The organism is Ochrobactrum chromiisoli (assembly GCF_026241335.1).
Lineage (GTDB): Bacteria > Pseudomonadota > Alphaproteobacteria > Rhizobiales > Rhizobiaceae > Brucella > Brucella chromiisoli.
Genome location: NZ_JAPHAV010000004.1, coordinates 20469 through 33537, shown reverse-complemented (window position 1 = coordinate 33537; position 13069 = coordinate 20469). Strand labels below are relative to the sequence as shown.

The window sequence follows — 13069 nt, the reverse complement described above, 5'->3', positions numbered from 1 at the left end:
TCACGCATGTCGTTCTCGGATCGTAGCGGGAATAGAAATCAGCCCGGCGGACTGATTTTCCCGCAAAGGCGGTTCTCATTTTTCCGCGACATGCTCTAGGAAAGACAGATGTGGCAAGCAGTCTCTGTCAACTACTTCTTCTGCTTTTCAGCTTCCTTGATCTGGGTTGCGAAGCGCCCGATTGCGGGGCCAGATGCCTTTTCAGCAGAAGCTGATTTGTCTTTCTTCGGTTTGCGCACTTCACGATTGCTGCGTACTTGGCCTTTTGCCATGATGGAAGCTTTCTTGCTTAAGAGCGGAATGTTCCAGACCTGCACAGTTATCCGTTCAGGTCATTGTGCTCTTTTTTAAGCATACCACCAATGAAGCTGGGCGTGTAACAATTCGACGGATCAGGTCAACGCTCTGCATGGCAGCTTGCAACCTAAAGCAAAATTTTCAGGACTGGCAAGCGATTGGAGCGCGTCGCGCATAACCGCACCCAATACGCTCGCTCTATCTTCTTGTTTAGATGCACGGCGTTCTCAAATCCTAGCGGGAATAGAAATCAGTCCGGTGGACTGATTTTCACGCGAAGGTGGTTCCCACTTTTCCGCAACATGCTTTAGCCTCGCAAGACGACGCCCAGAATGCCGAAACTTATTCCTGTTTCGACCGCATAAGCCTGCGCAAAGCTTCCTGCGGTACGTTCGTTTCGCTTTGTGGCGGCGCCGGTCTCGCAACAGGGCGTTCATCCGGTTTATCATCTGGACGCTGCGGCGGTCTGTTATAATTGTCGCCGCGACGATAATGGCGCCCTTTATAGTACCGGTCATCCCGATAATATCTTGAATTGTATCTCGGTCCAGACCGATAAACCACTGTAGACCCACCATAATAACCGCCATAAGACGGCTCGTAATTCCGGTAGCCATCATTGTACGGGCTGCCCATGCAACCCGCCAGCAATGCCGCCATGAAGACAAACGAAACTGCTGAGATAATCCTTTTCGGTCCGTTCATGGCTCTGCTCCAGCTATCCTCATTTTTCGATGATAAAGTTTGATCTCACATCGAACCAAGAGCAAATCACTTTGCATCTGCGCTTGGACATATAATCCCGCTATCCCAACCCCAATATTTTGTTCATGAAAAATTGCCGTTGAAATAATATATTTATAATAAGAAAATGGATGCACAATAATAATAAATGGGAGGAAATTATAATGCGTAAATTTGTTATACTTTCAGCATTAATTGGGTGCATCTGTATTACATCAGCCGAATATGCGGAAGCTGAATCATTATCTCAATTAAAACCTGAAAATAGTGCGCTATGCATAGCGAATGGCCGCGATGCCTTGAATTGTGCCGTATATTGCACTGCAGTTTTCGCCATATGGAATATATGCTTTTAATAAGTTTACTTAGTTTAATATTTATTAAAATAAATAAATTCCATAATATAGTTTATATAAAAATTAATTTATAAATGGGTCTGTCATGGGAAATTATGCTTCATTCTTACTGGCCTTCTCCATTCTAATAATTGCAGGTAACATCAGCTTGGCAGAGACCGGAGTTGACTTACCATCTGATGAACAATGTAAATATTATTATTGGGATGGGCAGCAGATTAAATGCTGCCCAGACCCCACGGGTGGCTGGCATTGCAGCGACCGTTAAAGGGCAGCGAGATTGTATTAGCCCGGTTATCTGGCATTTTCTGCTTTTGGCATATCGTATGCCCGTTGTTGAACGCCTGCGTGCTTATATTCCAAACAGCTTTGGTGTCTGCCAATTACTTGGGATGACTGGTACGCCCAAGGGGAATCGAACCCCTGTTTGCGCCGTGAGAGGGCGCCGTCCTAACCGCTAGACGATGGGCGCGGAGTTTGGATCGTCGTTGCTGATATAGCCTCGACCGCGAAAAAGCGCAATGCCAGTATCTAGACCAGCATCTAGAAATGATATGGGCGGCAAAACCGCCGCCCGGAAATCCCGTTCACTCTACATTACCAAGCTTAACGCGCCCCACAATTCGTGATTCGCGATAGTCATAAATAATGAGTTCAGTACCGCCATCCGGCAGAAGCGTTTCCAGGGAAAGCATCTCGCCGGAAAGGCTTTGCGACAGCAAGCGTGTGCCCGGCGCAAGCTCAATCTGCGATTCAATCAGCTTTGGAGGCTCCGGCTTAAGAGGTTCCGCAACCTGTCCAGGGATGTCAGAACGCGCCTCGGCCGCAGGCGGAGTTTCCGGTGCGCGATTGATCTTGTAGACAACTGCGACAAGCACAGCCATAAGACCAATCAACATAACACCTATGGAAACCGCAAGCAGACGGATCATCTTGCGACGGACCTTCTCCATCGCCGGATCAAGCGGGGGTTCCGGTTGCTGTTGGTCCGGATAATAGCCCTGCTGATAGTCCTGATATCCTGAATCCTGCTGATTCTGATATCTGGGATAGTGTGGATCCTGCATTAAATGACTCCGGTTCATGCACCCGCGTGGCGCGTGATAACGAAGGGAAGAGACAATTGAAAGAACTAATTGCCGACACGGATGCTACGGGCAAGAGATTAGACCAGTGGTTGGCCGCAGCATTGGGGCCGGAACTCTCCCGCAGTCGCGTCCAGTCCCTGATTGCTGAGGGCCATGTGACCCTCGATGGTGTTCCTGCCAGCAGCGCAAAGCAGAAGCTGCGCGAAGGTATGAAGATTACCGTCGTGCTGCCCGAGCCTGAACCGGCCGATCCGCAAGGCGAGAACATCCCACTTGATATTCTCTTTGAGGACGATGATCTTATTGTCATCAATAAGCCCGCGGGGCTTGTCGTGCACCCAGGCAATGGCAACTGGACGGGAACAATGGTCAATGCCTTGATATACCATTGTGGCGATAGCTTGTCCGGCATCGGCGGTGTTCGCCGCCCGGGCATTGTGCATCGTCTGGATAAGGACACCAGCGGCGTGATGGTCGTTGCCAAGAACGATCACGCCCACCGGCATTTAAGTGAGCAATTTGCCGACCATGGCCGCAATGGCGATCTGGAACGCGCGTATCTCGCGCTTGTCTGGGGCATGACCGAGCGCCCCCAGGGCTATATCGACGCCTATCTTGGACGCTCGCATCGCGATCGCACCAAGCAGGCTGTCGTCAATGAAGAGCGTGAAGATGCCCGTCATGCCGTCACCCATTATGCGACAATTGAAAAATTTGCGCCGCAAGAGGATGCAACCTCACTTGCCTCGCTGGTGGAATGCCGTCTTGAAACAGGCCGAACACACCAGATCCGCGTGCACATGGCCCATATTGGTCATCCACTGGTTGGCGATATGGATTATGGCGGCGCCTACAAAACCAAGGCCAACAAGCTGCCAGAGCCGCTTAAAAATGCCGTAAATGGCTTCCAACGCCAGGCATTGCACGCAAGGCTTCTTGCCTTCACCCACCCCACAACAGAAGAACTGATGCGTTTTGAAGCGGACATGCCCGAAGATATGCAGCAGCTTCTGGAAAATTTCCGCCAGCACTCTATATAGGGCCCTGTCAATCATTCCGGCTCGGAAACAGCCGGCCGTCATGCGAATTTCGGCTGGCGTTCACATTCTAGTGACACATTGTTTCATGGGTTTAAAGATCGTGTTTTCGCCAAAATCATACCTATATATGTAAGTTCACGCAGGAAGTGCAGGAGGCAGCCAGCGTGACAGGTTCGCCAGACGGGAACCTGAAATTATAAAGGAGGGTGCTTTATGGCCCAGGTTAGTCTTCCAAGTATTACATCCGGTGACGGCGGGCTTACCCGTTATCTGGAAGAAATTCGCCGCTTTCCCATGCTTCAGCCACAGGAAGAATACATGCTGGCGAAGCGTTATCATGAACATGCTGACCCCAAGGCTGCGCATAAGCTTGTGACAAGCCATCTGCGTCTTGTGGCAAAAATCGCCATGGGCTATCGCGGCTATGGCCTGCCAATCGGCGAAGTTATTTCCGAAGGCAATGTCGGCCTGATGCAGGCAGTCAAGCGTTTTGAACCCGAACGGGGTTTCCGTCTTGCCACGTATGCAATGTGGTGGATCAAGGCTTCGATCCAGGAATATATCCTGCGCTCGTGGAGTCTTGTGAAGATGGGCACGACGGCCAATCAGAAGCGCCTGTTTTTCAATCTGCGCAAGATGAAGAGTAAGATTCAGGCGCTCGATGATGGTGATCTCAACCCGGATCAGGTCAAACAGATCGCAACCAAACTGCAGGTCAGTGAAGACGAAGTGGTCTCGATGAACCGCCGTCTGTCGGGCGATGCTTCGCTCAACGCTCCTTTGCGCGCAGCCGAAGGTGAATCGGGTGAATGGCAGGACTGGCTTGTCGATGATAGCAGCAGCCAGGAGCAGGTTCTGATCGAACAGGACGAGCTGGACAGCCGCCGCTCGCTGCTTGAACAGGCAATGGATACACTGAACGAACGCGAACGGCTTATTTTTAAGGCACGCCGCCTTTCGGAAGATCCAATGACGCTGGAAGATCTTTCCGGCCAGTTCGGAATCAGCCGCGAACGCGTGCGTCAGATCGAAGTGCGCGCTTTTGAAAAAGTCCAGGCTGCAGTCAAGGCTGCAGCTTTCAAACAGCAAAAGGCACTCAATCATGTTGAGGATGCACACGCCTGAACCTGACAAATTCGGATTGTTACTGCCGCAAATGGATCTTTCCATTTTGCGGCAGTTTCGTTTCTGTCATCCAATCAATAAAAATCTGTCAAATAACTGTAATGGAATGTCTTTAGGCAACGGTACATATTTCACCGAAGCCTGAAGGTCTCCCAATGAAAAAGCTCCTGCTTGCTGCAACGTTTGCTCTGAGCGCTGCCACCGCTGTATCTGCTTCTGAATATGTCTCTTATCTTGATTATCCTCAGAAAGAGCAGGACGGAAAAGAATTCTACACTGCCATTGAAATCCCTCAGGGTAGCTTCACCAAATACGAGATCGATGACAAGACCGGCCACATCGTGGTTGATCGCTATCAGTCGATGCCAGTCGTCTACCCAGCCAATTACGGTTCGATCACCAGCACGCTGGCAGGCGACGGCGATCCACTCGACGCCCTTATCTATACCCGTGAGCCGATCGTTCCGGGCGCCATCATCAAGGTTCGCCCAATTGGCGTTCTCAAGATGATTGATGGCGGCGAAAAGGACGACAAGATTGTGGCCGTCCCGACCTCAAAAATCGACCCGACCTATGACACCATCAAAGAAATTTCAGACCTTCCTAAGATTGAGCAGCAGCGCCTTGAAGCCTTCTTCCGCGTTTATAAGCAGCTGCCAGAAGGCCGAAAGCTCGTTGAGTTGAACGGTTTTGACAATGCTGAAACCGCTGCAAACGAAGTCGCTCAGGCGATTAAGGCTTTTTCTGAAAAGAAGTAACCGGACGAAATATCGGGTAAAAGAAAAGGCCGCTTCAAGCGGCCTTTTCTGATTCCGGTTTAAGTCTTAGCCGGCACCCAGAACGTCATTGAAGACCTTCTCGCCCGGAACGCCTTTTTCCAGGCTGATCAAGGCGCGGCGACCATTGCGATAAGAAATCGGAATGTCGATCCATTGCAGACGGCGCATCAGCGAAAGGTTGGTATCCTGCGCGGTCTTTGCATCGTTGAGCCAGATAATGAAGAAGTTATCGGCAATCTTCGACGGTACGGCGATCAGGGGATTGCCGGCGGCCTGCTCGGTATCCTTAAAAGTAATGCGTTGAACATTATCAATCGCTCCGCCAACAAAATTCTCGGGCACTGTGAACACCATCTCAATCAGATGACTGGCTGGAATGGATTGATCGGTGTTCTTGCGAATCGTCATTTTCAGCTCGACGTTGCTTTCAGGCATCGTCACCGTTGCGCGAATGGCAGGCGCTGCCGGTTCGCCTTCGCTTGGGCTTTCTTCAATCTCAGACCAGACCACATTTCCGCGTTCGACCGAGCCGGTTTCTGTTCCGCCGCGCTCTTCGTAAAGAAGCGCCTGCTGGCCAACAGCGACGGCTTGCTGAGACTGCGGCTGATTCTGCGTGTTTGTCTGCTCATTACCAGGCGTTGAAGCGGCGGTGGACTTGCCCTCACCAATGCCAGCATCACCACCCGAAGGGCCATTATCCACTTCACTGCCATCGGGCATCAGACGCTGCGTCATCTTCTGGTTTTCAGACGATGGTTGTTGTGCATTCTGCTGCGGCTCGGTGGCTGCCGGAGATGTGTTCGCATCTGACGGCGCTGTCGTCGTATCGCTGCTTGCAGGCGCATCGCTGCGGCCAAGGCTGGAGGCCATTTCCTGCAACGTGTCCTTGTTGCTCCAGAGCGCATAACCGCCTGCACCAACCACCACAAGGGCGACAAGCCCAATCATTAAACCAGTGTAGGAACGCTTTGTCCCGGAACCATCAGAATCGGCATATTCTCTGCGGCGCGAAGAGGCTGGCTCATCCTCACCATCCCGATCACGTTCCACAATCCATTCATCCGGACGGCGCGCATATACGGGCGCTGCATCACCGTCATCATCGCCATTACTATCGGAGGCACGGCGATCTGCCGAAAACGGAACCTCATCATCATAGGAAGAGGTTGCGGCTGAAAGGGTTGATTCGTGCAGAAACTCTTCGAGTGCATCACTCTGCGGCTCTTCGGGCGCAGGCACCGAAGCAGGCGGCGCGTAGAAAGCTTCGACTTCTTCAATCGCATCTTCAAGAATTTTGCGTTGGCGAACAGCCACGGACTGCGAGGCATTAGCCGTCACAAGCTTCTGTTCAATCGTTGCACGTGCCTTTGCATAGACGCGCTGGCGCAGCTCCGGCGATTTGTCCGCCTGCGCATCGATTGTCTTTTTCAGAACCGCTACAAAATCAGCCATGCCGTCTTACCCAGTTTCCGCGAGTACGAAATGCAATAAATATCTCAATAATCACAATAATCGATAGAAAGCAAAGGTCTACGGCACGATTAAGCAAGGCCTTGCAAAATGATCGCAAAAAAACCTTAAAAAATTCCCCGGTCAGCCATGATGACAAACCGGGGATTTTTTCAGAATAATGTTGCTACGAAAATAAGTTAGTCCTGAAACGGGTCCGTGACAAGAATAGTATCTTCGCGTTCTGGGCTTGTCGAAAGCATTGCAACCGGAGCACCGATCAGTTCTTCAATGTGACGAACATATTTGACTGCCTGCGCCGGAAGATCGTTCCACGAACGTGCGCCTGCCGTCGTTTCCGACCAGCCCGGCAGCGTTTCATAGATCGGCTTGACGCGCGCCTGCGCACCCATCGAGGATGGCAGATAGTCGATGCGCTTGCCATCAAGCTCGTAAGCCACGCAAATCTTGATTTCTTCAAGACCGTCGAGAACGTCGAGCTTGGTCAGTGCAATGCCGGTAATGCCCGAAGTGCGAACCGTCTGACGAACGATCACCGCATCGAACCAGCCGCAACGACGCTTACGACCCGTCACCACGCCGAATTCATGGCCCTTGGTGCCAAGGAATTCGCCGATTTCATCGTTGAGTTCGGTCGGAAACGGGCCTTCACCAACGCGGGTCGTGTAAGCTTTGGTGATGCCAAGTACATAACCGATTGCTGTTGGACCAAGGCCCGAACCAGCAGCGGCCTGACCGGCAACGGTGTTCGAAGAGGTCACGAACGGATAGGTGCCGTGGTCGTTATCAAGCAGCGCGCCCTGCGCACCTTCAAAAAGGATGCGGTCGCCAGCCTTGCGGCGTTCGTCGAGAACACGCCAGACCTGATCAATATAGGGAAGGATCTTGTCCGCAACCGAGGTCAGCTCTTCAAGAATGGTCGCAACAGGAATTTCTTCAAGGCCCATGCCGCGGCGCAGCAGATTGTGATGCGCAAGCAGGCGCTCAACCTTTGGCTCTAACGTGTCCGGCTCGGTCAGATCGATTACGCGGATCGCGCGACGGCCAACCTTGTCTTCATATGCAGGGCCGATGCCACGCTTGGTGGTGCCGATCTTAAGGCCTTCGGTTGCCCCTTCGCGCATCGCGTCGAGTTCGCGGTGAACCGACAGAATCAGCGGTGCATTTTCTGCAATACGCAGAACGTCAGGGGTGATTTCGATCCCCTGCGCACGCAGCTTTTCAACTTCCATGACGAAATGATGCGGGTCAACCACAACACCATTACCGATCACGCTCAGTTTGCCACGCACAAGGCCGGATGGAAGAAGCGAAAGCTTGTAGCTGACGCCATCGATAACAAGTGTATGACCCGCGTTATGACCGCCCTGATAGCGCACGATGACATCGGCGCGTTCGGACAACCAGTCCACGATCTTTCCCTTGCCCTCGTCGCCCCATTGCGACCCGACGACAACTACATTCGCCATTGAGAAAACTCCTCGGTCCGGCATACAGCCGTTTAAAAAAACCCAAGGATCGCAAGCAGCCTCACATATGCAACGCGAGGTGCTGATCCCTCGTCTCTATACAGACTGAATACCGCTTGCGCGACTCTTTCATGCAAGAAACTAAGGAAAAATTGAAAATATTGGTGCGAAAGGCGTCCTCAACCCAGCCGAGCGGGTATATTTGTGATCTCTAACCTGCACGGACCATATACAGCGCTTCATCCGAATAGCCTTTCAGCTTTTCTTCGAGTGCTGGCACGTCGCGGGTAACAAAGCCTTTTTTCTCCCAGAACCCCTGCGAACCATTCACTGCAACTAAGGCCATGGTGACAAAACCATCGCGCTCTGCCTGAGCGGCCATCAGGTCGACCACACGCGATGCCTGCCCACCAGAGCGAACCTCCGGCAAAAGGGCGATGTCGTGAATATAATAGGTGCTGGTTTCCTTGGGCAGTTCGCCCAGAACAGAATTCAGCGCAGGCACCGAATCGAGTTGCCATGGATGGCTGATGCCATAACCGAGGATTTCAGCGCCACGCACCAGCACAAAGCAACCCGCCGGATAGATTTTGAAGCGGTCCCGGAAGACCGCCTCGTCCTCGAAAAAATCGGGATGAACAATGTTGGCGACAGACGTAACACCCGCAATATCCAGCGCCTGCATCCGTCGCCATTCTGCCTGTTCAATCCCGTCTGCCATATCGCTCAAGCTTCCTCGATGTTGAATTCCAAAGGTCTTGCCGCCTTGATTGCCTCTTGAGCGATCAGTTCGTCAAGTGCTGCCTGTGGAATCTTGTCATCGACATAGAGCATCGCAATGGCATCGCCGCCTGGATGATCACGTCCGAGCGCGAAGTTTGCGATGTTGATTTTATGCTTGCCGCAGATCGTTCCAAGCAGACCGATCATGCCTGGAATGTCGACATTGGTGACATAAAGCATGTGCGGACCGACTTCCGCATCAAGGTTGATTCCCTTGATCTGGATGAAACGGGCCTTGCCATCCGAAAAGCAGGTGCCGGCAATCGAGCGTTCACGTTCCGTGGTTTTCACGGTCAGCTTGATATAGCCGTCAAAAATACCGGACTTGTCGCGCTTGATCTCGGAAACGATGATTCCGCGTTCCTTCACCATGATCGGTGCCGAAACCATATTCACATCGGCCACTTGCGGACGGATCAGACCAGCAAGAGCAGCACTGACCAGAGCACGGGTGTTCATGGCGGCTGTCGCGCCATCAAAAAGCACTTCCACTTCCTGAATAGGCTCGTCCGTCACCTGACCGACAAAAGCCCCCAGAACTTCTGCAAGCTTGATGAATGGTCTAAGACGCGGCGCTTCTTCTGCGGTGATCGAAGGCATGTTGATCGCGTTGGAAACTGCCCCTTTAACCAGATAGTCCGACATCTGCTCGGCCACCTGGATCGCCACATTTTCCTGCGCTTCGGACGTGGAAGCACCAAGATGCGGTGTGCAGACCACATTGGGCAGATTGAACAATTCGTTCTCTGTGGCGGGTTCGGTTTCGAAGACATCAATCCCGGCACCGGCAACATGACCGGATTTCAGCGCTGCGACTAAGTCTTTTTCAACGATCAGACCGCCGCGTGCACAATTGACAATGCGCACGCCCGGCTTTGTCTTCGCAAGTGCCTCAGCATTGATGATGCCGCGCGTTTTATCGGTCAGTGGTGTGTGCAGCGTGATGAAATCAGCGCGTGCCAAAAGTTCATCCAGCTCAAGCTTTTCGACGCCAAGCTCCTGCGCCCGTGCTTCCGACAGAAACGGATCGAACGCAACGACATGCATCTTGAGACCAATAGCGCGCGCAGCAACAACCGCGCCAATATTGCCGCAACCCACAACACCAAGCGTTTTGCCGGTAATTTCCACGCCCATGAAGCGGTTCTTTTCCCACTTGCCAGCGCGGGTGGAAACGTCTGCCTCTGGCAACTGCCGCGCAACTGCAAACATCAATGCAATGGCATGTTCGGCGGTGGTGATGGAATTGCCAAAAGGCGTGTTCATCACAATAATACCGCGGCGCGAGGCCGCTGGAATATCAACATTGTCCACGCCAATACCGGCGCGACCAATGACCTTGAGCTTGCTTGCTGCTGCAATCAGCTTTTCGGTTGCCTTGGTGGCAGAGCGAATGGCAAGGCCGTCATACTGACCAATAACTTCAAGCAGCTTTTCTTTGTCTTTGCCAAGCTCTGGCAGGTAATCAACTTCAACGCCGCGATCCTTGAAAATCTGAACGGCAGTCGGCGACAATTTATCGGATACGAGTACGCGAGGTGCCATAAGGGCCTCCTTCGGATTTCGGATGTGCACGATAATAAGATGCGGGCTATGGCCGTCCCAACTCCGGCCACAGCTCTCTGCATCGCTTGCGATTATGCAGCGGCTTTCAATGCAGCTTTCTGCGTGGCAAAAGCCCAATCAAGCCAGGCCGTCAGCGCTTCCAGATCAGAAGCCTCGACCGTCGCACCCGTCCAGATGCGAAGGCCAGAAGGCGCATCGCGATAAGAACCGATATCGAAAGCAACGCCTTCCTTTTCGAGAGACGAGACGATGCCCTTGGCAAAAGCTGCCTGTGCATCCGCCGAAAGTGCGCTTACTTCCGGATCAACAATTGTCAGACATATCGATGTGTTGGAGCGCGTTTCTGGCTTTTTGGCCAGATTGGCAATCCACGGCGTTCTCTCAACGAAGGCATTGAGCACGGCAAAATTTGCATCCGCACGTTCGACAACACCATCAAGGCCACCGATGGACCGCGCCCAGCTCAGTGCATCAAGATAATCTTCAACGCAGAGCATCGAAGGGGTGTTGATGGTTTCGCCAACGAAAATGCCTTCGATCAGCTTACCGCCGGACGTCATGCGGAAGATCTTTGGCAACGGCCATGCTGGCTTATAGCTCTCCAGACGCTCAACAGCGCGTGGGGAAAGAATGAGCATACCATGCGCGCCTTCACCGCCCAGCACTTTCTGCCAGGAGAATGTCACCACATCAAGCTTTGCAAAATCAAGGCGCTGCGCAAAAGCAGCCGAGGTCGCATCGCAAATGCTCAGACCCTTGCGGTTGGCCGGAATGAAATCGGCATTCGGCACACGCACACCCGAAGTGGTGCCATTCCATGTGAAAACCACGTCGCGGTCGAAATCAACTTCAGCAAAATCGACAATCTCACCATAGGGTGCAACAAAGGTGCGGGTGTCTTCAAGCTTGAGCTGCTTGATCACGTCTGTAACCCAGCCGGCGCCGAAGCTTTCCCATGCGACCATATCAACGCCTCGCTCACCAAGCATCGACCACAGCACCATTTCCATCGCACCTGTATCCGATGCAGGAACAATGCCTATGCGGTAATCAGCTGGAACGCCAAGAATTTCACGGGTAAGGTCGATGGCTTCTTTGAGCTTGTTCTTGCCGATTTTCGCGCGGTGCGAGCGGCCAAGCGGCGCATCGGCAAGCGCTTGAAGCGACCAGCCGGGACGTTTTGCACAGGGACCTGAAGAAAAATTAGGGTTAGCCGGGCGAACTGCCGGCTTCGCAATCGTCGTCATTTTGTTTCCTATCCTCTCAGATAGCACGCGCCTCGTTGGGGAGGCGTGGCCCGCTGATGAAAATACCGGAAAGCAAGATTTTCACAATATGCTGTGGCAGATATTTTTACAAAACCCGCCACGGCAGCCGCGGCGGGTTCAACTGTTCAAAAGTTATTTGCTGGATGGCTTATCTTGCATGCGCCTATAAATACTTGCAACGAGCGCACCGGAAACATTGTGCCACACACTGAAAACAGCACTCGGAACGGCCGCCAAAGGCGAGAAATGCGCATTCGCAAGCGCCGCACCCAGACCGCTGTTCTGCATACCAACCTCAATACTGATGGCCTTGCGTTTGGCAAGCGAAAGACCGGCTGCGCGGGCCGCGAAATATCCCAGCAGCAAACCGAAACCATTATGCAGCACGACAACTGCGAAAATCATTGCACCTGACTGGGCGATCGCGGCTTTGTTGACGGCAACCACAGCTGCAACAATCAAAACGATACCGATAACCGACACCAGTGGCAGCATCGGCACCGCAGCCTTCACAAGACCAGGCATCAGCTTTTGCAGAATGAAGCCCAGCGCGAGCGGTACGAGAATAACCTTGAGGATGCTGATAAACATACTCATCGCATCGACCGGAAGATACTGACTGGCAAAGAACCACACGAGAAACGGTGTAACGAGGGGAGCAAGCAAAGTCGTAACACTGGTGCAGGCAACACTGAGCGCAACATCTCCTTTGCTGAGATAGGTCATAACATTGCTGGCTGTGCCACCCGGACAGCAGCCGACAAGAATGACACCGGCAGCAACCTCAGGTCCCATCGGAATAATCCGGGTCAACAAAACCGCAAGGAGCGGCATAATCAGGAATTGAGCCCCAACACCAATGAGCACTTCAAACGGCCGCTTTGCAACTTCCGCAAAATCCTTGGTCGAAATTGTAAGACCCATGCCAAACATGATGATGCCAAGCAACACAACGATCCATGGCGCAAACACGCTGAACGTCGATGGCAGCAGGAAGCCAAGCACGGCAAAGACGAGTATCCAGACAGCAAAGGAGCGTCCGACGAAATCTGACAAAGCGACGAGGGCTTTCATTTCTCTCCCT

General features: G+C 52.6%; 12 protein-coding genes and 1 tRNA gene. 3 read left to right on the top strand and 10 right to left on the bottom strand.

Translation table 11 applies throughout. The features are described from left to right. Positions 1 to 131 precede the first annotated feature (131 nt). The 4 genes from OPR82_RS10735 to OPR82_RS10720 form a co-directional block, all read right to left on the bottom strand. Positions 132 to 272 (bottom strand): hypothetical protein, encoded by a 141-nt coding sequence (locus OPR82_RS10735; RefSeq protein WP_265984779.1) that lies wholly within the window; start codon positions 270 to 272, stop codon positions 132 to 134. Positions 273 to 639: 367 nt separating this feature from the next. Further along, positions 640 to 1002, bottom strand: coding sequence for a hypothetical protein (locus OPR82_RS10730; RefSeq protein WP_265984778.1), 363 nt, complete (start codon positions 1000 to 1002; stop codon positions 640 to 642). A 792-nt stretch (positions 1003 to 1794) separates the two neighbouring features. Then, positions 1795 to 1869 (bottom strand) — tRNA-Glu (locus OPR82_RS10725). 115 nt (positions 1870 to 1984) lie between these two features. Continuing rightward, a complete protein-coding gene (locus tag OPR82_RS10720) occupies positions 1985 to 2464 on the bottom strand; it encodes a hypothetical protein (RefSeq protein ID WP_265984777.1) in 480 nt (159 codons plus the stop codon). A gap of 26 nt (positions 2465 to 2490) precedes the next feature. On the opposite strand from OPR82_RS10720, the gene OPR82_RS10715 reads away from it, so the two are divergent. From OPR82_RS10715 to OPR82_RS10705, 3 genes are all read left to right on the top strand, one after another. Beyond that, positions 2491 to 3525: an RluA family pseudouridine synthase gene (locus OPR82_RS10715; protein ID WP_396998120.1), complete on the top strand. Its 1035-nt coding sequence runs from the start codon at positions 2491 to 2493 to the stop codon at positions 3523 to 3525. Positions 3526 to 3738: 213 nt separating this feature from the next. Further along, the gene (rpoH, locus tag OPR82_RS10710; protein ID WP_265984775.1) at positions 3739 to 4650 is read left to right on the top strand and encodes an RNA polymerase sigma factor RpoH; all 912 of its coding nucleotides are present in this window, start codon (positions 3739 to 3741) and stop codon (positions 4648 to 4650) included. Between the two features lie 155 nt (positions 4651 to 4805). Beyond that, the gene (locus OPR82_RS10705) at positions 4806 to 5408 is read left to right on the top strand and encodes an inorganic diphosphatase (RefSeq protein ID WP_265984774.1); all 603 of its coding nucleotides are present in this window, start codon (positions 4806 to 4808) and stop codon (positions 5406 to 5408) included. 66 nt (positions 5409 to 5474) lie between these two features. On the opposite strand, the gene OPR82_RS10700 is transcribed toward OPR82_RS10705, so the two are convergent. From OPR82_RS10700 to OPR82_RS10675, 6 genes are all read right to left on the bottom strand, one after another. Next, entirely contained in the window at positions 5475 to 6881 is a 1407-nt protein-coding gene (locus tag OPR82_RS10700) for a transcriptional regulator (RefSeq protein WP_265984773.1), read from the bottom strand. 197 nt (positions 6882 to 7078) lie between these two features. Then, a complete protein-coding gene (locus OPR82_RS10695; protein WP_265984772.1) occupies positions 7079 to 8368 on the bottom strand; it encodes an adenylosuccinate synthase in 1290 nt (429 codons plus the stop codon). A 211-nt stretch (positions 8369 to 8579) separates the two neighbouring features. After that, positions 8580 to 9089, bottom strand: a complete 510-nt coding sequence (locus OPR82_RS10690; protein ID WP_265984771.1) for a GNAT family N-acetyltransferase — start codon at positions 9087 to 9089, stop codon at positions 8580 to 8582. 5 nt (positions 9090 to 9094) lie between these two features. Continuing rightward, positions 9095 to 10696 carry a phosphoglycerate dehydrogenase gene (gene serA / locus OPR82_RS10685; protein ID WP_265984770.1) on the bottom strand — a complete coding sequence of 534 codons (1602 nt, stop codon included), beginning with the start codon at positions 10694 to 10696 and terminating at the stop codon, positions 9095 to 9097. Positions 10697 to 10788: 92 nt separating this feature from the next. Then, positions 10789 to 11964, bottom strand: a complete 1176-nt coding sequence (locus tag OPR82_RS10680) for a phosphoserine transaminase (RefSeq protein ID WP_265984769.1) — start codon at positions 11962 to 11964, stop codon at positions 10789 to 10791. Between the two features lie 153 nt (positions 11965 to 12117). Continuing rightward, on the bottom strand, positions 12118 to 13059 hold the full coding sequence (locus OPR82_RS10675) for a bile acid:sodium symporter family protein (protein WP_265984768.1): 942 nt from the start codon (positions 13057 to 13059) through the stop codon (positions 12118 to 12120). Positions 13060 to 13069: the final 10 nt, after the last annotated feature.

Excerpts from the sequence above, each read along its gene's own strand:
- OPR82_RS10735 (WP_265984779.1), bottom strand. The coding sequence starts at position 272 with ATGGCAAAAGGCCAAGTACGCAGCAATCGTGAAGTGCGCAAACCGAAG.
- OPR82_RS10690 (WP_265984771.1), bottom strand. The coding sequence starts at position 9,089 with ATGGCAGACGGGATTGAACAGGCAGAATGGCGACGGATGCAGGCGCTG.
- OPR82_RS10700 (WP_265984773.1), bottom strand. The coding sequence starts at position 6,881 with ATGGCTGATTTTGTAGCGGTTCTGAAAAAGACAATCGATGCGCAGGCG.
- OPR82_RS10720 (WP_265984777.1), bottom strand. The coding sequence starts at position 2,464 with ATGCAGGATCCACACTATCCCAGATATCAGAATCAGCAGGATTCAGGA.
- rpoH (WP_265984775.1), top strand. The coding sequence starts at position 3,739 with ATGGCCCAGGTTAGTCTTCCAAGTATTACATCCGGTGACGGCGGGCTT.
- serA (WP_265984770.1), bottom strand. The coding sequence starts at position 10,696 with ATGGCACCTCGCGTACTCGTATCCGATAAATTGTCGCCGACTGCCGTT.
- OPR82_RS10680 (WP_265984769.1), bottom strand. The coding sequence starts at position 11,964 with ATGACGACGATTGCGAAGCCGGCAGTTCGCCCGGCTAACCCTAATTTT.
- OPR82_RS10695 (WP_265984772.1), bottom strand. The coding sequence starts at position 8,368 with ATGGCGAATGTAGTTGTCGTCGGGTCGCAATGGGGCGACGAGGGCAAG.
- OPR82_RS10675 (WP_265984768.1), bottom strand. The coding sequence starts at position 13,059 with ATGAAAGCCCTCGTCGCTTTGTCAGATTTCGTCGGACGCTCCTTTGCT.
- OPR82_RS10730 (WP_265984778.1), bottom strand. The coding sequence starts at position 1,002 with ATGAACGGACCGAAAAGGATTATCTCAGCAGTTTCGTTTGTCTTCATG.
- OPR82_RS10705 (WP_265984774.1), top strand. The coding sequence starts at position 4,806 with ATGAAAAAGCTCCTGCTTGCTGCAACGTTTGCTCTGAGCGCTGCCACC.